Origin of the sequence: Marinicella gelatinilytica (assembly GCF_026410405.1) — a bacterium.
Classification (GTDB): domain Bacteria; phylum Pseudomonadota; class Gammaproteobacteria; order Xanthomonadales; family Marinicellaceae; genus Marinicella; species Marinicella gelatinilytica.
In genome coordinates this window covers 42968-61663 of record NZ_JAPMLN010000002.1, presented here as the reverse complement: position 1 = coordinate 61663, position 18696 = coordinate 42968, and the positions used below count along the sequence as shown (strand labels likewise).

19 protein-coding genes are annotated in these 18696 nt (G+C 40.9%); all 19 read left to right on the top strand.

What is annotated here, in order from left to right; translation table 11 throughout:
* Positions 1–9: 9 nt before the first annotated feature.
* Positions 10–615: an exosortase H-associated membrane protein gene (locus tag OS173_RS01775; protein WP_267182558.1), complete on the top strand. Its 606-nt coding sequence runs from the start codon at positions 10–12 to the stop codon at positions 613–615.
* A gap of 193 nt (positions 616–808) precedes the next feature.
* Positions 809–2542, top strand: a complete 1734-nt coding sequence (gspE, locus tag OS173_RS01770) for a type II secretion system ATPase GspE (protein WP_267182557.1) — start codon at positions 809–811, stop codon at positions 2540–2542.
* Complete coding sequence (locus OS173_RS01765; protein WP_267182556.1) at positions 2542–3753, top strand: type II secretion system F family protein; 1212 nt, start codon at positions 2542–2544, stop codon at positions 3751–3753. The genes gspE and OS173_RS01765 overlap by 1 nt, the downstream gene beginning before the upstream one ends.
* Positions 3754–3766: 13 nt before the next feature.
* Positions 3767–4177, top strand: coding sequence for a type II secretion system major pseudopilin GspG (gspG, locus tag OS173_RS01760; RefSeq protein WP_267182555.1), 411 nt, complete (start codon positions 3767–3769; stop codon positions 4175–4177).
* A 14-nt stretch (positions 4178–4191) separates the two neighbouring features.
* Positions 4192–4773, top strand: coding sequence for a GspH/FimT family pseudopilin (locus OS173_RS01755; protein ID WP_267182554.1), 582 nt, complete (start codon positions 4192–4194; stop codon positions 4771–4773).
* Positions 4763–5188 (top strand): type IV pilus modification PilV family protein, encoded by a 426-nt coding sequence (locus tag OS173_RS01750; RefSeq protein WP_267182553.1) that lies wholly within the window; start codon positions 4763–4765, stop codon positions 5186–5188. The genes OS173_RS01755 and OS173_RS01750 overlap by 11 nt, the downstream gene beginning before the upstream one ends.
* Entirely contained in the window at positions 5188–5880 is a 693-nt protein-coding gene (locus OS173_RS01745) for a prepilin-type N-terminal cleavage/methylation domain-containing protein (protein WP_267182552.1), read from the top strand. Before OS173_RS01750 ends, OS173_RS01745 begins: the two co-directional genes overlap by 1 nt.
* Complete coding sequence (locus tag OS173_RS01740; protein WP_267182551.1) at positions 5880–6779, top strand: type II secretion system minor pseudopilin; 900 nt, start codon at positions 5880–5882, stop codon at positions 6777–6779. The genes OS173_RS01745 and OS173_RS01740 overlap by 1 nt, the downstream gene beginning before the upstream one ends.
* On the top strand, positions 6776–7921 hold the full coding sequence (locus OS173_RS01735; protein WP_267182550.1) for a PilN domain-containing protein: 1146 nt from the start codon (positions 6776–6778) through the stop codon (positions 7919–7921). The genes OS173_RS01740 and OS173_RS01735 overlap by 4 nt, the downstream gene beginning before the upstream one ends.
* The gene (gspM, locus tag OS173_RS01730; RefSeq protein ID WP_267182549.1) at positions 7911–8522 is read left to right on the top strand and encodes a type II secretion system protein GspM; all 612 of its coding nucleotides are present in this window, start codon (positions 7911–7913) and stop codon (positions 8520–8522) included. Before OS173_RS01735 ends, gspM begins: the two co-directional genes overlap by 11 nt.
* Positions 8512–9231 (top strand): hypothetical protein, encoded by a 720-nt coding sequence (locus OS173_RS01725; RefSeq protein WP_267182548.1) that lies wholly within the window; start codon positions 8512–8514, stop codon positions 9229–9231. The genes gspM and OS173_RS01725 overlap by 11 nt, the downstream gene beginning before the upstream one ends.
* Positions 9228–11396: a type II secretion system secretin GspD gene (gene gspD / locus OS173_RS01720; protein ID WP_267182547.1), complete on the top strand. Its 2169-nt coding sequence runs from the start codon at positions 9228–9230 to the stop codon at positions 11394–11396. The genes OS173_RS01725 and gspD overlap by 4 nt, the downstream gene beginning before the upstream one ends.
* Positions 11393–11809: a hypothetical protein gene (locus OS173_RS01715; RefSeq protein WP_267182546.1), complete on the top strand. Its 417-nt coding sequence runs from the start codon at positions 11393–11395 to the stop codon at positions 11807–11809. Before gspD ends, OS173_RS01715 begins: the two co-directional genes overlap by 4 nt.
* A gap of 215 nt (positions 11810–12024) precedes the next feature.
* Complete coding sequence (locus OS173_RS01710; RefSeq protein WP_267182545.1) at positions 12025–13518, top strand: hypothetical protein; 1494 nt, start codon at positions 12025–12027, stop codon at positions 13516–13518.
* Between the two features lie 121 nt (positions 13519–13639).
* Complete coding sequence (locus tag OS173_RS01705) at positions 13640–14995, top strand: hypothetical protein (protein WP_267182544.1); 1356 nt, start codon at positions 13640–13642, stop codon at positions 14993–14995.
* An 11-nt stretch (positions 14996–15006) separates the two neighbouring features.
* A complete protein-coding gene (locus OS173_RS01700; RefSeq protein WP_267182543.1) occupies positions 15007–15945 on the top strand; it encodes a peptidylprolyl isomerase in 939 nt (312 codons plus the stop codon).
* A 21-nt stretch (positions 15946–15966) separates the two neighbouring features.
* Positions 15967–16707: an ABC transporter permease gene (locus OS173_RS01695; protein WP_267182542.1), complete on the top strand. Its 741-nt coding sequence runs from the start codon at positions 15967–15969 to the stop codon at positions 16705–16707.
* Positions 16707–17873, top strand: coding sequence for an ABC transporter ATP-binding protein (locus OS173_RS01690; protein WP_267182541.1), 1167 nt, complete (start codon positions 16707–16709; stop codon positions 17871–17873). Before OS173_RS01695 ends, OS173_RS01690 begins: the two co-directional genes overlap by 1 nt.
* The gene (locus OS173_RS01685; RefSeq protein ID WP_267182540.1) at positions 17870–18688 is read left to right on the top strand and encodes a glycosyltransferase family 2 protein; all 819 of its coding nucleotides are present in this window, start codon (positions 17870–17872) and stop codon (positions 18686–18688) included. The genes OS173_RS01690 and OS173_RS01685 overlap by 4 nt, the downstream gene beginning before the upstream one ends.
* The last annotated feature ends 8 nt before the right edge of the window (positions 18689–18696 follow it).

Genomic DNA, 18696 nt, shown 5'->3' with positions numbered 1-18696 from the left:
AACTGCTAAATGAAATCACCCATTAAAGAATTATTAATCAGTTCGGTGCTTTATTTGCCGCTGTGCTTTTTTATATGGTTCACAGCGGCCACCTTATTGGTTTTGCCGGTTCACTATTTAGCAGAATGGATACTGACATTTTGGCAACCGGATTTATTTAATGGTATTAGCCAGAATCAGTACTTATTAACAGTGGAAACTTTGATATTTCCTGAACAACAATTTGCCGGTCAAGAAGAAAATCTGGCGGTATTAGATGTAACCGTTAACCCAATGATTTATGGTTATGGTTTGGCGGTGTTTACTGGTTTAACCATATCTGTTCCTGATTTAACGTATAAGAAAAAAATTCTTCATGTTTTGGTGGCTTATCTGGTGGTTTGTTTGGTGCAGACCAATGGTGTTATATGGGAGACTTGTAAAACCTTATTGTTTTCCGGTGGTGCCGCTTTTCAGGCCATCAATGCCACCGGCGTGAGTCATAATTTAGTGGCTGCCATGTATCAATTGTCGTATTTGATTTTAACGCCGGTGGTGCCGATTATTTTATGGATTGTGTTAAATCATAAATTCATTGAAAAATTAATCGAGTGGCGTCAAGCTGAGCATTCATAGAAAATATTAGGTTTGAAGCTTTAACGACTTTTAATGGGGTCTTTATGAGGTTTAACCTTCTAAGACAATATGATACAGCCCGTAATTATCAATTTTAAACGGCTGTTGGGTTTTCACAGAACAGGCCAAAAGAACTTTGACTGTTAACAGCTGTCTTAAACCACCTACAGGGTGGATGAAGTAAGAAAATATTATGTCAGAAAACGTATTAACAAAAGAACAAGCCGAAATTAAATTACCGGAGCCGGATTTTGAAACCCGTCTCAGTGGATATTTGGTGGAAAAAGGTCGATTAAAAGAAGATGATCTGCAACGCGGTATTCGCTTAAACAAAGAAAGCTTCAGTGTTTCATTGGTACCCCTTTTGGTGCGGCTGGGCTTGGCTTCAGAGCGCGATGTGGCATTGAGTTTGCATGAAATGATGGATTTGCCGCTGATTAATGAAGATGATATTCCCGATACCACCAATGTTAATGCGGAGTTTCCTATTCGCTTTATGCGAGAATCTCAATTTGTGCCGATTGCCGAAGATGAGAAATCCATTACCGTGGTCATGGTTTATCCTTATCTGGATTATCTGTTAAAGTCGATTCAGATGGTGGCTGATAAAGACATTATCATTAAAATAGGTATGCCATCTGAAGTAGAGAATACCATTGAAAAACTTTACGGTGGCGGGAAGTCAGCGATGGGGCAAATCGTCGAAGGTTTGGGTGATGACAGTGGTGAAGAAGAGGATGTTGAGCATTTAAAAGACTTGGCCTCGGAGGCGCCGGTTATTCGCTTGGTCAATATGATCATGCAACGGGCGGTAGAATCTCGGGCATCGGACATCCATATCGAACCTTTTGAGAACCGTCTCAAGGTCCGTTATCGTTTGGATGGCGTTTTACATGAAGTGGAATCGCCACCGGCACGCTCCACGGCGGCAGTGATTTCTCGGATTAAAATTATGGCCAAATTGAATATCGCTGAACGGCGATTGCCACAAGATGGTCGTATTATGCTGCGGGTGCAGGGTAAAGAATTGGATTTACGGGTATCCACGGTGCCAACGTCCTATGGTGAATCGGTGGTGATGCGTATTTTGGATCGAGAAAGCATTGTTTTTGATTTTAATAAATTGGGTTTTCGCGATCACACCCTAAAACCTTTTTTAAAAGTGTTGGGCATGCCCCATGGGATTTTGTTGGTCACCGGCCCCACAGGTAGTGGTAAAACCACCACCCTTTATACCGCATTACAGCGTTTAAACACGGAAGACCGTAAAATTATCACAGTGGAAGATCCGGTGGAGTATCAGCTCACCGGCATTAATCAGATTCAGGCCAAATCATCCATTGGGTTGGACTTTTCCAGTGCTTTAAGAGCCATTGTTCGTCAAGACCCTGACATTATTATGATTGGTGAGATGCGGGATTTAGAGACCGCTAAAATAGCCATTCAATCGGCTTTAACCGGTCACTTAGTATTATCCACCATTCACACCAATTCAGCTGCCGGTGGTATCACGCGAATGATTGATATGGGGGTTGAGGATTATTTATTAACTTCGACGGTTAATGGCTTATTGGCACAACGTTTGGTGCGGCGATTAGACAAATCCAGTATGGAACGCTATCAAGTCATGCCGGAAATGGTGGAAGAACTGGGTTTAAGACAGCTTAAAGAACAAGATGACTATCATTTTTATCGGCCGCAACCATCCAAAGAAAATCCCACAGGTTATGCCGGCCGAATGTCTATTTTGGAATGCTTGGTGATGACCGAAGAACTCAAAAGAATGGTGATGAAAGGCGCCACTGCCGGTGAGATACAGGTTCAGGCACAGCGTGAAGGCATGCTTACCATGTACGAGGACGGCCTGCTGAAATGTTTGGATGGTGACACCAGTTTTGAAGAAGTCATCCGGGTGTCGCACGCATAATGGCGCAGTTTATTTATAAAGCCATCACCCCTGCCGGTGAGCCTTTGGAAGGTCAGATTGAAGCACTGTCAAAAGCCGAAGTGATTGCTAAAATTCAAGATGCGGGTAATATGCCCATTTCGGCCAAAGAGCTCAAACCCGGTTTTTCATTGGAAAACCTTCTCGCCAGACGCAGTAAAGTGAGCGCCAAACAAGTGAACCATTTTACCGAACAATTGGCCACTTTGCTGTCTTCCGGGATGCCGTTGGATCGCTCACTTTCAGTCATGATTGATCTCAATGATGATGAACGCTTACGCCCGATGATTGAACAAGTGCGTGATAAAGTGCGTGGCGGTGGTACTCTGTCTGACGCCCTGGAAGATCAACATGGTGTGTTCTCAAATATGTACACCAACATGGTTCGTGCCGGAGAAATGGGTGGCACCCTGGAAACGTCATTAGAACGCTTAAACACATATTTGCAAAGCGCCAAGGAATTACGGGATTCTGTGGTTTCTGCCATGATTTATCCGGCCATATTATTGGTGCTGTCGGTGGGTTCTTTATTTATATTACTGGCAAAAGTGGTGCCAAAATTTGAACCGCTGTTTGCCGATGCCAATGTGGAATTGCCGATGTTGACGCAAGTGGTTTTTGCCGGTGCTGCTTTGGTGCAGAGTTTTTGGTGGTTGATTGTATTGGTGGTCGTGGTGGTTGTGTTGTTATTGCGACAAAAACTAAAAGAACCTGATTTTCGTTACCGCTGGGATCAGCGAAAGTTGAAACTGCCGTTATTCGGGGAATTGATTACCCGTGTTGAAACCGCTAAATTTACGCGAACTCTGGGTACTTTGGTGGACAGCGGTGTGCCGCTGTTATCGGGTTTAATGGTGGCAAAAAAAGTGGTGGCCAATACGGTGATTGCCCAAGCCATAGCCAATGCCACAGAAAAAGTAAAGCATGGTTCACCTTTGGCAGAGGCATTGGCCAAAGAAGCGTCTTTTCCGAAACTGGCGCAACAGCTATTAGGTGTGGGAGAAGAAACCGGCCATTTAGACGCCATGCTGGTACGCACTTCCGATGCCTATGATGGTGAAGTAAAAAACACCATCGACCGAATGTTGTCCGTATTGGTGCCAGCTTTGGTGCTGGTATTGGCGGCGATGATTTTTACCATTGTGTTTGCCATCTTAATGCCGATGATGAACATGAGTGAATTAGTTGGATAAACGAGGAATAAATATGAACAGTAAAAGAAGACAACAAGGTTTTAGTTTAATTGAGGTTCTGGTGGTGATGACCATCTTAGCGGTTATTTTTGGTTTGGTGGTGCGCAATGTTACCGGCGGTCAAGATAAAGCCAAATATAAACAGGCCCAATTAGAAGTACAGAAACTCACTGCTGCGGTACAAGAGTTTTATTTAGACACCGGAAATTTACCTAACAGCTTAGAGCAATTGGTCAACGACAGCGGCGATGCCATGTGGATGGGGCCGTATGTTAAAGATAAAGAGTTGACCGACCCATGGGGTGAGTCATACCAGTTTTCGGCGCGCAGTCAGCACGGCCAAAGTTTTGATATTTATTCTTATGGCAGTGATAAAAGCCCTGGTGGTGACAAACTGGCGAAAGACATCGGCAATTGGCAGTAAACACTCACTTTTGCATGCCACATAATCAAGATATGCAGCCCGGATTATTGATTACTGTGTTTAAAGTATGTCATGCCACAGAGGCTGAATATTGTATAGAGCCGTCTCAATACAGGTGTCGTTCGCATGTTGCGTTCGGTTCTGTGCATGGCTTTACCCTGATAGAAATATTGGTGGTGATGGTGATGCTGGCAGTTATGGCCGGTGTGGTTGCCTATAATATGTCAGGCTCCCTGCAGGCGGCAAAGATTCGAGGCGCCTCTAAGGATATGGTGGCCGCGCTTCGACAAACCCGTTCTCAAGCCGTGGTTAAACACAATGAGCAGCAATTGGTGATAGATGTTGAAAACAAAACCTATCAATATCCCGGCAAAGAAAAACCGGTGGCATTACCGGAAGGCATGGAGATAAAAGTTTATGCCGCTGCTTCTGAAGTTCCCTCAGACAAAAAAGCCGGATTTCGCTTTTTTTCCGACGGTAGTTCCACAGGCGGTCGAATTACCTTGATTTATGAAGATCGTTTTTGGCGTATTAATGTGGCGTGGTTAACCGGCGAAATCAGATTGTTCAGAGACACTGAAATTGATGATGCATAGACGCGCACAACAACAAGGCTTTACGCTGATTGAAATAATTGCAGCCTTTACCATTTTGGCAATGACTTTTATGGTGGTGTTAGAAATTTTATCCAATTCAAGCGCCAATACCATCAAGTCTTCTGAGCGCACAGAAATTGCTCTGGAAGCCAACAGTAAACTGGCTGAAATCGGCACCACCATCCCCATTGAAGAGGGTTCTGTGTCTGGTGATTTCGAAAATGGTCACCGTTGGGACATTCGCATGGTACCGTATGAAATCAGCTACGAAGGCGACACAGTGATGGATTTTGCACCAATTGAGCTTTTTCACATTACCTTAACCATTCGCTGGGATTACGGTGGTTATCAAGAGCGTGTTGCGGAATTTAATAGTTTGCGTGCTGTAGCCGCAGATTTTGCTGAGCGACCCTGATGAATAAGCAAAAAGGTTTTACGCTGATTGAGGTCATTGTCGTGTTTACGTTATTGGCCATGATTATGGCCATGATATTCTCCGGCATTGATTCCGGTCGCAGAATGGTGGCCAAAGGTGAAGTCAAAATCACCGCCATTAATGAAATTAGGGTGATTCAAAACATCATTCGCCATCAAGTAAGTCGCGCCATGAAAATTGCTGTTGCCGTCAGCGATGATGGGGAAATGATTCAGTTTATAGGCGAACCAAGACGCATTGTTTATGTGTCACAAATGCCCGGCTATTTAGGAAGTGGCGGACCTCATATCCAGGAATTACAGTTAGTCAACGCCCGCGATGGCATGGTTTTGGAATATCGCCATGGCTTGGTGTCCAATTATGATGATGAAGATGAATCTTCACCGTTTGAAGACGCCGAACCGATGGTGCTGTTGGAGAACATCGAAAAAGGTTTTTTTGAATTTATTGAGTTGGACGAGGAGGGAGAACCCACTGAATGGCTTTCTGAGATCGAACAAGGTGTCAATTTACCACTTATGGTTAGGTTGGATTTGACCATGAACAGCCATGCCAAACAAGCCTGGCCGATATTGCAAATTGCTTTACGCATGGATGGCGGTCGATTCGGTGCCAGACGACCATCAATGATGCAGATGCTACAAGAACGCCGTATGAATGGAGACGGATAATGTCGTCTGTGAGCGGATATAAAAAACAACAAGGTATCGCCTTGGTTTTGGTTTTGTGGGTGGCCTTATTAATGACTGTCATAGCCGGAAGCTTTGCGCTTTCTGCGCGTACCGAAAGTGTTCAGTCACGCATCCTGTTTAACCAGGTTCAAGCGGAGTTTTTAGCTGAAGCCGGGTTAAACAGAGCGGTGTTTGAGTTGCGTAACCCTGATCCGGAAACGCGCTGGATTGCAGACGGGCGGCCTTATGAGTTCACCATGAATGAAGCAAAAATCAGCGTTCAAATTACCGACGAGTCTGGTAAAATCGACCTCAATTTGGCCAATGAGGAACTTTTGGTGGGTTTATTTGCCTCAGTGGGGGTCGAGTTTGATGAGGCTTTAGCGCTCAGCGATAAGATCCAAGATTGGCGAGACCCTGATGAAGAGGTTCGTTTAGCCGGCGCTGAAGATGCGGATTATTTCGCAGCCGGTTATGCCCATGGCGCTAAAGATGCGCCGTTTGATACAGTCCCTGAACTTTTACAGGTTATGGGTATTGATTATGCGCTGTATCGCAAAATTGAGCCCGCCATAACTGTGTATTCCGGCCGTGGCAATTTGAATTTAGCTTTTGCACCGAAAGAAGCCTTAATGGCTTTGGATGGTATTAATGCACAAATGGCAGAAGATTATGTTAATCAGCGCCATGAGATTTTTGATATGGGTGCAGAATTGCCAATATTGTTGGAAGGCCAAAGTGGCAGTTTGCGCAGCGGTAGTACCACCTTTAGCATAATCGCGAAAGCCACATTGCCCAATGAGCAATGGGCCGAATTGGATGCCACCATCCGTTTAGGGGGAAACGTCAGAGGTCGACCGTTTCAAATCATACGTTGGAGAGATAATAAAAACAAATGACAGCTTTACTGGAAAATTTAATTAACCCAATCAATCAATGGTATCGTGATTCCAGTATCCGTGCGTTTGTACAGTGGTGGACGACTGAATTAAAACAATTGGTGCCTGAAGATTACCGCAAAAATATCTTTCCCGAGGCGCAGTCTGTTTATATTAATCAAGGCGATCAGGAAGTGCCGCTGTTATGGCGCCACCAAAATCATGAATTTAAGCCGCTTCCCAAAGACAGTCATCTACAAAATGACGATTGGTGGCACCAGCTTAATCATTATATTGCTGACAGTGATGTGGATATCAGTACCACCTATTTACTCGCCGGCAAACATGCCATTGTGCGTAATGTGACGCTACCACAAGCCGCCATCGGGGAAATTGATTCTGTATTGGCATTTGAGCTAGACAAATATGTGCCTTTTCGCGCCGATGAAGCGGTGTTTGCTTGGCGTCAAGGCCCCGTAGATGACGGCAGCGAAAAAGTATTGATTCTGCTGGCAGTGATAAAAAAAGACATTCTTGATAATGTACTTGAAGCCATCAACAGTAAAGGTGTTAGGTTATCCGGTATCGACATTAATATGGCCAGTGACGAAGCACCGGAACCGCTGGGTGTTAATTTATTACCGACTGAATTACGCAAAAAGAAGGACTGGTCTAAATGGAAGTTGTATGGCGGTCTTGTTGCCGCTTGTTTTTTGTTGTTGTCATTGGTGATGTATAACTCATTAGAAAATAAAAAAGCCAAAATAAATGTTCTCAATGAACAAGTCGAACTGCTGAGAAAAGACGCACGACGAGCCAAACTATTGGAAAACCAATTAAACCAAACCATTGCTGCGGCCAATTTTTTGGGCAACCTGAAGCAAAAAATACCCAGCAGAGTACTGATGATTCATGAACTCAACGAGAAAATTCCTCAAAATACGTATTTGAGCCGGGTTATTATTGACAATGAGCGCATGGAAGTGGTCGGGCAGTCTGATAACGCCAATGCGTTGGTGCCAATACTTAATGAGTCAGAAACATGGTACGAACCCAAGATAGTCGGGAATGTCAGACCAGATCCAAGAAGCGGTAAAGAACAATTTACAATTAAGGCGGAACTGCAGACGGAAACAGAAGCGGAGGCTGAAAATGACACTTGATCAGAATGCCGGTCGTTGGTTGGCCATCACCACTTTATTGTTAATAGCTGTGATTGTATATTTCTTGTTCTTCCACTGGTTTTTTGTGGAGCATGCCACGTTGAGCGAAGAAATCGAAAACCTCAATGAGACGCGTCAAAAATACATCAATGAAAGCGCTAAAACACCTTTGCTGCGAGAAAAAATTCAACAGGTCAAACAAACCGTTGGTGATAATGATGAGTTTCTAAAAGCCGATTCCAATAATCTGGGTAATGCTGAAATTACAGCGATTTTAAAAAACATTGTGACTGAGCAGTCACCTGACAAAGGTGCCTGTGAGTTGATTAGTCAGTCACCCACTCAGGATCGGGAGCCGCAACAATTTGAAAAAATCATTCTTCGGGTTAGAATGCGCTGCCAATTTGATGTCTTTATGAATGTGTTGAAGACTATTGAAGAACATAAGCCCACGTTGTTTTTAGATGATTTGCGCATTGAATCGCGAAATGTTCAACGTTATCGCAGAGGTCAAGAACAGGCAGCAGAAGAAAGTTTAGAAATTCGTTTTATATTGTATGCCTATATGAAAAAAGCAGTGGAGACACGCGATGAAGACTAACGTTTTGGTTAATGTCTTAATTGCTGTTATTGGCATGTTGCTGATTTTGGCCGCTTTGCAATTTGTGGGTTGGGGGCGCGGCATCAAGACCCTTGAACCGATGGCTTTTGAAGAAGGTCAACTTGAACAATTGGTTGCGGCTAAAGATGATTTATCGCCACCTGAAATAAAATCAGATGTGATAGATCGAGTTATCCAAACACCTTTGTTCCGAGAAGACCGTCAGCCTTTTGTACCGCCGGTCGTTGAGGAAGTAAACTCCGAAGAGGTTTTTGATGTGGTGGAAGTTAAGCCGTTAAAAGCTCAGATTACCAGTATTATTATCACCAATAACAGCCGTTATGTCATGATTCAAGATCAGGTGAGTAAAGAGCGATTGACCTTAAAAGAAGGCATGCCGCTTGATGGCGAACAAGGCATGTGGGTTGTTGATACCATTGATAAAAGAAAAGTTACTTTTGTGGCTGATGGCCAAGAACCTATCGAATTGGAACTAGAGGTCTTTAGTGGTGCCTTAAACAATGCCGGCAGTAATAACCGTGCTCAAGACAGAAGACAGCAAGCTGCAGCACAAGCAGTAGAACTAAAACAAGAAGAGAATTTAACACCGGAACAATTACGACAAAAAAAGGCCGAAGAAATTCGTCAAAAAATTGCAGAACGACGTGCTGAAATGAGAGCCAAAGCAGCCCAAGGAAAAGAACAATGAGATTAATTAAAATAACTAAGCTATCCCTGATTATTGCCCTGATCTACTTAGGAGGTTGTGCCACCCAGCCCAAAGACCTGAGTGGTGAAATAGAACAATCTAATTATCTTGAAGGCATCGATTCCACTGCCTACTCCGGAGAGGTGTTTAAAGACCGTAACGAAGAAGGTCCTGATAAGACCGGCAATGAAATATTTCCGGGTAGTGGCGAGTTTATTAATTATGATGCCACTAAATCACAAGGTCCGTCTGTCAGTCAAAAAGGTGAAATAACCTTTAACTTTGAAGGTGAATCCTTGCAGGCTGTGGTGCATTTTATTTTGGGCGAAATACTCAAAGAAAATTATGTTATAGCACCCGGCGTTAACGGTAAAGTAACCTTTGCCACCGCCCGCCCGGTCACGCGGCAGCAGATTTTACCCATTTTAGAAATGATGCTGAGCTGGAATAATGCGGCATTGGTGCGAAATGAAGACCGCTATCATGTATTACCGCAAAAACAAGCCATAAAAGGTTTGCTCACCCCGCAGTTGGAACAGGCCATCAGTACCCAAGGATATCAAGTGATGGCGGTACCGCTGGATTATATCTCACCGGCTGAAATGGAAAAAATATTAGAGCCCTACGCCCAGGAAGGGGCTATTGTAAAAGCTGATAATGCGCGCAATATGTTGTTTCTGGCCGGTAACTATGCGGAGCTGCGTAATTATTTACAAACCATTAAAATATTTGACGTGGATTGGCTGGCCGGTATGTCCACCGGGATTTTTTATTTAGAACGGGTGGAATCCGCAGATATTATCGTTGAATTAGAGGCTTTGTTTGGTGAAGGTGCCGACTCGCCATTGGCTGGTATGTTTCGATTCTTGCCATTGGAGCGATTGAATGCGGTGATGGTCATCACACCACAAGAAGATTATTTACAAAAAGCTGAAAAATGGGTGAAGCGTTTGGATCGTGCCGATGCCGATGGCGCCTCTAATCTTTATGTTTACAGCGTTAAAAATATTAAAGCCGATGATTTAGCCGGCTATTTGAATGATGTGTTTGGTGGTGGCGGTGGCCGCAGTACCTCACGAAAAGCTTCCGGCGGATCAGTCACGCCGGGCCAGGAAGGCAGAGAAGTGTCTTCGTCCGGTGCCGGTAATACAGCCACCAGTGTTCGTCGCAGTTCTTCTAATAACAACGACGACATTCATATTTCTGCCATTGAAGATTCCAATCAGTTGCTAATCAAAGCCGGTGTTAACGATTATGAGAAAATCATGTCAGCCATTAAGCGACTTGATATCGAACCACTGCAAGTATTGGTGGAATTGAAAATCATCGAGGTTCAATTAAACGATCAAATTTCGCATGGTATGGAGTTGTTATTTGGTGACGCGGCTGGTGGCACACCGGGTGTTGGCGCAGAAAACAAATCCTGGCCGTATGACTTTGGTACTGTTAGTGGCAGCTTAGGCTCTGGTGGTGCCAGTTATCGGTTTTTAGGGACAAATGCTGAAGCCAAACTCAAAATGTTAGAGAGTGAAGGACGGGTGGCTTTGTTGTCCACACCATCTTTAATGGTGCTTAATAATAAAAATGCCACCATTAATGTCGGTGATCAAATTCCCATTACCAATGTGGGTAGTTTAAATAATACCGGCAACACCACCGGCACCATCACCAACACCCGCTATATACAAACCGGTGTCCAGGTGGACATCACGCCGCGTGTTAATCCAGGTGGTTTGGTTTATATGGAAGTCAGTCAAGATGTCAGTTCTCCGGGGATTCCGGATAGTGAAGGTGGTCAGCCACCGATATCAACCCGAGCATTAAACACCGAGATAGCCGTACAAAGCGGAAACACCATTGTTATGGGTGGTCTTATTAAAGATGACGAAACTTACGGTCGATCCGGTGTGCCGGGATTGAGTCGGATTCCTATCATCGGTAATTTGTTCGGATCAAAAAGTAATAGTAACATCCGAACAGAATTGATGTTGTTAATCACCCCAACGGTTATTGCAAACCCTGAACAAGCCCGTCAAGTCACCGAAGAATACGCCAAGAAATTCAGAGGTTTACAGCCCATCAAATCAGGAGCAGCACGTACTGATGAAAAAAACCAAACCAATAACGATATAAATGAACCAAAAACCCAAGGAGATCAACCATGAAAAAAACCTTAATAATGATGGTGCTAACAGGATTAGTTCTGTCAGCTTGCAACCGCGAAGAAACCACCGATGATATCGATCAAAAAGCCGTTGACCGCTGGCAAGCGCTTATCGATGGTGATTTTGAAAAAGCTTATGAATACTTAGCGCCTTCTTATGCACAACTTGAAACATTGAATTCATATAGTTTAAGAATGAGCTCATTAAGAATTAATCTGGAGTGGAAATCGATTAAGTTTAATAAAAAAGAATGTTCTGACGATGCCTGTGAGGTATTATTGGAGTTGACCTATGAATATAGCTTTCCTAAAAGTAGCATGGGAAAAATTGAATCGATAAAAATGGTTAAAGAAAATTGGTTAAAATCAGAAGACAAATGGTTTTTTATGCCAGATGATCAGAAAAAGATATAATTGTTAATGTTAAAATACTTAAATACATGTTATATTATGAAAGCTTGTCAAAAGTACACAGTGATATTTAGAAAGATAGAGTTGATTTTATTTAAAAATAACTTGTTTCATGTCAAAAGATGTATTAATATGCAAGCTGCTATCTAGTATAGCTTCGTTCAATTGAGCGGGGTATTTAAATAGCCCTGATTTTTATAATAATTTTGGAGTTAGAAATGAAAAAAAATAAACTAACAACTGCCGTAATCGCTGGTTTAGCAGGCGTTGCAGGTGTTGCTTCTGTTGGTAACGCTGTGCATGTTAACCCAGAGGGTACCGGTCAGGTATTAGTGTATCCTTATTATACTGTAAATGGTTTGGATACAACGTATTCAGTTGTAAACACAACTGATCAAGCAAAAGCTGTCAAAGTAAGGTTTTTAGAAGGTGAAAACTCTCGTGAGGTTCTTGACTTTAACGTTTACTTATCACCATTCGATGTGTGGACTGGTGCTTTAACCGCAACAGAATCAACAATCGGTGATCATGCAGGTGAAAAATCAGCTGTACATTTAACGAATGACACATCATGTGCTCCTCGACTTAAAAAAATGTACAACGCACCGGCTGATGCTCCTTTAAACCAGAAAGGTCAAGAGTTTTTGCCTTATGAAATAGACAAAGATTGGGCTCGTGTAAGTGGAGTATTGTACTCAAATACAGATTTAGAGCGATCGACAGAAGGTCATTTTGAAGTAATTGAAATGGGCGTTGTAACAGGTGTTCATGCGGCATTATTAACGCATGAAAATGGAGTTCCTGCATTTTGTGGGGGTTTAGATATTTCGTGGGATGGTGGTGATTGGCCAAGTAGTTTAGCAGGATTGCCACAATGGGATAATAATCCAAATTACGAAATTGAAGCTGCTACAGGTGGCTTGTTTGGTGGGGCGTCATTGATTGACGTGGCCAATGGCTTTAATGTGAGTTATGACGCCACTGCATTAGATGATTTCTGGCCAATGGGTGGCTTTGAGCATACAAACCCAGGAAGTTTGGCGCCAAGTTTAAACTCCGGAGATACTCGAAGTGTTGTTTTCTCTGACGGTGTAGCCACTCCAGCAATTTGGGATTTTGGTTATCAAGCTGTTTCTGCAGTTTTTATGCGTGATCGTGTTTATAATGAGTACAGTTTTGAGGATGAGGTAGAAGGTAAGTCACAGTGGGTGGTTAACTTTCCAACTAAGTTCCACCATGTTAATGGATTAAGTGCACCAGTTGAGCCGTTTGGCGAAGAGTGGTGGGTATTTTCATCTTGTGATGAATTCGAGTTTAGAGTTTATGATCGAGAAGAGATGTATGACACGTCTACAGGTGGTATTTCTCCTCCTCCACCTGATAGTGAAAACCCAGAGTTTTGTTATGAAACTAATACTGTTGAGTTTGTCAAATCTGGCGGATCTGTTGGTTCCTCAAACATCTTGGGTTCACCAAGTCACAAAGTAACAACGCTATTTGGTGTTAGTAAACCTGGCGCAACTCAGTCTGGCTGGGCTCGCTTGGAGTTTAATAGTAATCAAATGACTTCATTAGACAATGTTACTTATCAAGGTTTGCCTGTAGCTGGATTTTTAGTCGACAGTAAGACTAATAAAAACGCACAACCAGGTTTACTTGCTAAATATGGTGGATTGTTTAACCATAAAGGTAGAATTAATTCAGGTCAGTAATAGCACATTTATTTTTACCGAACTAAGGCGAGTATTTTTACTCGCCTTTTTATTTTGAAAATAATTAAAAGTTAACAACTATTTGGGTATAATAGACATCTGTGAAATATGAGATAGTAAAATGTTCAATGTTAAAATTGTAAAAGTAAATTTAATTATATATGCCATATTAGTCATGTTAAGTTTTTCAGGCTTTTCTAAAGACCTTGAATTAACGAACAATAATCAAAAAATTGAAATAATTAATAACGCTAAAATAGATGTAAGTACAGGTAATATTAAAGTAGAAACATTATTTCCTGCGAATTTATTGCGAGCAGATAAAAAACCTCTTGTAGCCTTCTATCCAGATAAATATAGCATTTCTTCATTGCCTGCTTCTGTTAAAGTTAAATGGGTCGTTTATAATGCCGATTCATGTACTTCAGCTGTAAATGGAGGATCTAATTGGAATAATTTCTCACCCTCTCATGAATTTAATCTGGAAATGTTGCACGAAGAAAATGTAACTATTACTCAGGACAACACTGAGTTATTTTTAAATTGTTCTAATTCACATGGCACAACAAGTTCAGAACCTATAGTGATTTCACAAGCAAAAGATGGATCAGCACCTCCTTCAACATCAACCGTAGTGATAAAATCTTTTGGTTTAAAAAATATTTCAGGATCAGAAGTTCCTGAAACTGGAAATTATGAGTTGCAGTGGATCGCTGAGGGTACTCCAAATCCTTCATGTGATGTTTATGATGGTCTTACTAAGTTAAACATTAATTCATTAAATAACAATGACTCATTATTAGTTAATATATCTAGTCAAACTACATATCAATTAAGATGTAGTAATGGTTCAACACAAGATACAGAAAATTTAGTTGTTACAATCGGCCAAACAAATAATCCTCCGGTAGTTGGATGCGAAAATGCAATAAAACCACCTTCAATTTTGAGTCCTGTAAATTATAATTGGACAAACCCCTATCAAGGAGGTATATCAATTACTCCTTCAAGTCCGACTTATGGCATTGGTGCTAACTATAGTGACCCGATTGCTAACGGAAGGAAAATTATCATTAAAATTAATCCAGCAAGAAAATATGTGGTTATGGATGGTATCGATATACCTAATAAAACAGGTAATTTTTATAATAAAATAGTACAAGAACCATCTCCTGGTACTGCTAGACCAAATGCTGCTACTTATTCAATAAGCCAATGTGAGGGTGACTTTAATCCCGCTACAGCAGCTTGTGTGGGTCCGTTTCTGAATCAAATATATGTTACAACTAACCCCAATAGCACATATTTAAATGGTTTATCTGGTTGTTTAGTAGAAAAAGGTAAAAATTATTATTTAAACCTTGTTTACGCACCTTCTTATAATAATAACAACGAGCCTTTTGATGCTAGTAATCTTTGCGATAGTGGTACAGAGTGTGGTTTGTTTTTTGGACCTAGTCAATCAAATGACTATTAACTAATAGTGCAATGTATTATATTTTATTATTTGTATTAATGTTGCAACAGCAGGAAGTGCTGTTGCAACAAGGTGGCGTAAAAGTCAAGGTATCTGACATTGATGTATATGTTCATAATATTCCCGAAGAATATAGAGGAGATTTTGCTTCAAATCATAAATCAATTGAACGTGATGTATATGATATTTTAAACTTTAAAATACATCTTGATTATATTTATAAAAACAATATAAATGAGTCGATTGATAAGTTTTACCCTTATAATAATCAAAGTGAAGTGCATATAGATGAAGATTTTATAAATAAGTTAAAGATTGATAGAGATTTATTTAAAAAACAATATGAAATGTACTTATACAATAAAAATCTTTACACTAATTACAAGAAATGGTTCATGAAACAATTAAACGCTTCAAAATTAGAGCAATTAGCGTTTGATAAATATAAGGTTAACAAGTCTAAAAAATATATAATTCCCGAAAAAAGAAATCTCTCACTAATTATGTTGAACGATAATTATGGGAAGTCAGAGGTTATTGAATTATTGTCAATTATTGCCAAAAATGATACCGAAAAGTTATTTTCGCAATTTGCACTCGACTATTCTGAAGATAATACAGTAAAACATAATAACGGAAATCTTGGGTGGTATTCAAAAGAAGGTTTTAAGTTTCCATTTAGTAATGTAGTTTTTGAAAGTTCTTTAGGTACGATTCGTCAAGTTTTCTATCATGATAATAAGTACTTTATTGTAAGAGTTAATGAAATTCAAGAACCTAAGTTTGTTGAATTTAACGAAGTCAAACCAGAAATAATTTCTAATATACAAGAGCAATTATTCAAGAATAACCAACAAAAGATAATAGATGAACAATCTGTAAATAAATTGATAATAAATGATGATATTGTTCAAGATTTTCTTGATAGGTATACAGTTTTTATTAATTAACAAGTTATGTTCAGTTATTTTTTGCGTAAAGAGATAACTGATCGTTATCTGGGGAGTTCTTCAGCGTTATTATGGGTTGTTGTACAACCTGTGGCTACACTATTCGTCTATTACTTGGTATTCGGCTTTATATTTAAAGCGCGAGTGGGTGAGTTGCCTGAAGAACTTTTCATTACTTATTTAGCGGTGGGTTTATGGCCTTGGATGGCTTTTTCAGAAGCTGTACTTGGTAGCTTAATGACAGTGCTTAACCGCAAGGATTTATTGGGAAAGGTTAAGTTTGATCTCAGACAGGTTCTATTGGCAGGGATTTCAAGCCATTTTATCTTACATGGTATTGGCTATTTAACCATAATAGTATTGCTTATGGTTTTTGAGCGATTAACGCCCCATTGGTCCTTGTTTCTGCTGATACTACCTTATGCTATTTTATATCTATTTGCGATTGCTTTAGCTTTTCTGTTCTCATCATTACAGGTTTTTTATCGGGATTTAAAACAGATCGTTACGGCATTTATGCCCCTCTGGTTTTTTACCACACCCATCATTTATGCTTGGAGTTTAGTTCCTGAAGCTGGGCAAAAGATTTTAGCCTATAATCCTTTATTACCCATTATTAATTTTATACATTCAGTAACTTTTAATTTCAGCACGCCGAATCTTCATTCATTGATGACTGTGGCCGCTGGTATTTTTGTTTTTTTATTGATAACCCATGCTTTTTTTCAGAAGTTAGCGCCACGTTTTGATGACTTTGTGTAATGCCTTTAGTTGAAATTAAAAATCTTAATAAATTTTATCCGGCTGTCACCACTAACAAGCAACGGGTTAAAAGCATGTGGAATATTCTCACCAATAAGCCCATAAAATCCGGTGTTCATGTGCTTGATAACATAAGTATTACGGTTAAAAAAGGTGAGTCTTTGGCGATTATTGGCCGCAATGGTGCCGGCAAAAGTACCTTGTTAAAAGCTTTGTCAGGCGTTATTCAGCCGACTTCCGGTGAGATAATTGTTAATGGCAGTATCGGTGCACTTCTGGAATTGGGTTCTGGATTTGATCCTGAATATACGGGCATTGATAATTTAAAAATGTCAGCCGCTCTGGCCGGTATTCGAGGTCAAGAGGCTAAACAAAAAATTCAACGCATGATTGAATTTGCTGATATTGGTGATTATATTTATGAGCCGGTCAAAAATTATTCATCCGGTATGGTGGTTCGCCTTGGCTTTGCTGTGATTACTGAAACCAAACCCCAATTATTAATAACTGATGAGGCGTTGGCAGTTGGTGATGAGTTTTTTCAGCGTAAATGTTTAGCTTGGCTTAATCACTATCTAAGTGATGGTGGTACCTTGTTGTTGGTATCTCACAGTATGTACCACGTACAAAAATTAGCCAAACATGCCATTTGGTTAGATAACGGACGAATTCGCATGCAAGGTTCTGCTTATGATGTCTCACAGGCTTATCATTTTGATTCCGTTAATGAACTGCCGGGAATAAAAGCCGAAGAGGTCGATCAATCTGGTTTTCATGTAATGCAAGCAGATATCTTAAGCTCACAACATAAAGTGATTGATGAATTAACGCATGGTGATACTGTTTATTTCAAAGTAAAATTATTTTCTCCCACCGGAGAAGCGCCGGGCTTATTGTTTGGAATTGTTAGTTTTGATAATCAGCCAGTGTACGGCGTTTATTCAGAACAAGGCAACCATCAGCCAACCAAAATAGGTGAAGGTGTTTTTGAGTTTACCTTACGTTTGGCCGATTCACCCTTATTGCCGGGTCGATACCATGTAAAATTTCATACCATGACGCCGGATCAATTACAGCTTATAGATACCGTTGAAAAGCCACTCACTGTAAAAGGAGAAACCCGAGAAATGGGTGTGGTCCGTTTGCCCATTGAATGGCTGTCATGACGTTAGCACCGATTCAGGTGGTGGTACCGATTTATAATGCCTATCATGCCACCAAAGACTGTTTAGCCTCTTTATACCGTCACAATCGAGAAGATTCTGTGGTTCTGATAGATGATGGCTCTGATGATGATCGCATACAAGTTTTGTTAGGCAGTTATAAAGAAAAATGTGCGCACTGGACGTTTTTAAAAAACCATAAAAATCTGGGTTTTGTCAAAACCGCTAATCGTGGTTTGGCAAATAGTGACGGAGATACGCTTTTGCTTAATGCAGACACCCTTGTTAGTCAAGGATGGCTAAAACGTCTACAAGATTGTGTCCGGGCTGTTCCGAATCTTGCCACAGCCACACCGTGGTCTAATAATGCGGAAATTTGTTCGCTCCCGGTAACTTTACGAAATAACCCGATACCGGAGAATATTGATGCCTTAGCTGAATTATTGTATCAACATCATCAGCCCCGTTATCCGGAAATACCAACAGCGGTTGGGTTTTGCATGCTAATCACTGCACAAGCTAAACAACAGCTTGGATTATTTAATGAAACTGTTTTTGGGTATGGTTACGGTGAAGAAAATGACTTTTCACTGCGAGCAGCAGAACAGGGTTTCAAAAACGTATTGGTTGATAATGCTTATGTCGCCCATATCGGTAACCAGTCATTTGTGGAAAAAGGTTTAAAACCCAATCAGGAAACCATGAATCGGTTATTGGCATTACATCCTGATTATGGTCAACAAATTGATGTGTTTATTAAAAAAGACCCGTTATCACCGATAAGAAAGTCAATCACTGATAAAATAGACGCTTTTTAAATCTGAGA

Bases quoted from the DNA above. Each gene is read 5' to 3' on its own strand.
- OS173_RS01775 (WP_267182558.1), top strand. From the start codon at position 10: ATGAAATCACCCATTAAAGAATTATTAATCAGTTCGGTGCTTTATTTG.
- gspE (WP_267182557.1), top strand. From the start codon at position 809: ATGTCAGAAAACGTATTAACAAAAGAACAAGCCGAAATTAAATTACCG.
- OS173_RS01765 (WP_267182556.1), top strand. From the start codon at position 2,542: ATGGCGCAGTTTATTTATAAAGCCATCACCCCTGCCGGTGAGCCTTTG.
- gspG (WP_267182555.1), top strand. From the start codon at position 3,767: ATGAACAGTAAAAGAAGACAACAAGGTTTTAGTTTAATTGAGGTTCTG.
- OS173_RS01755 (WP_267182554.1), top strand. From the start codon at position 4,192: ATGCCACATAATCAAGATATGCAGCCCGGATTATTGATTACTGTGTTT.
- OS173_RS01750 (WP_267182553.1), top strand. From the start codon at position 4,763: ATGATGCATAGACGCGCACAACAACAAGGCTTTACGCTGATTGAAATA.
- OS173_RS01745 (WP_267182552.1), top strand. From the start codon at position 5,188: ATGAATAAGCAAAAAGGTTTTACGCTGATTGAGGTCATTGTCGTGTTT.
- OS173_RS01740 (WP_267182551.1), top strand. From the start codon at position 5,880: ATGTCGTCTGTGAGCGGATATAAAAAACAACAAGGTATCGCCTTGGTT.
- OS173_RS01735 (WP_267182550.1), top strand. From the start codon at position 6,776: ATGACAGCTTTACTGGAAAATTTAATTAACCCAATCAATCAATGGTAT.
- gspM (WP_267182549.1), top strand. From the start codon at position 7,911: ATGACACTTGATCAGAATGCCGGTCGTTGGTTGGCCATCACCACTTTA.
- OS173_RS01725 (WP_267182548.1), top strand. From the start codon at position 8,512: ATGAAGACTAACGTTTTGGTTAATGTCTTAATTGCTGTTATTGGCATG.
- gspD (WP_267182547.1), top strand. From the start codon at position 9,228: ATGAGATTAATTAAAATAACTAAGCTATCCCTGATTATTGCCCTGATC.
- OS173_RS01715 (WP_267182546.1), top strand. From the start codon at position 11,393: ATGAAAAAAACCTTAATAATGATGGTGCTAACAGGATTAGTTCTGTCA.
- OS173_RS01710 (WP_267182545.1), top strand. From the start codon at position 12,025: ATGAAAAAAAATAAACTAACAACTGCCGTAATCGCTGGTTTAGCAGGC.
- OS173_RS01705 (WP_267182544.1), top strand. From the start codon at position 13,640: ATGTTCAATGTTAAAATTGTAAAAGTAAATTTAATTATATATGCCATA.
- OS173_RS01700 (WP_267182543.1), top strand. From the start codon at position 15,007: ATGTATTATATTTTATTATTTGTATTAATGTTGCAACAGCAGGAAGTG.
- OS173_RS01690 (WP_267182541.1), top strand. From the start codon at position 16,707: ATGCCTTTAGTTGAAATTAAAAATCTTAATAAATTTTATCCGGCTGTC.
- OS173_RS01685 (WP_267182540.1), top strand. From the start codon at position 17,870: ATGACGTTAGCACCGATTCAGGTGGTGGTACCGATTTATAATGCCTAT.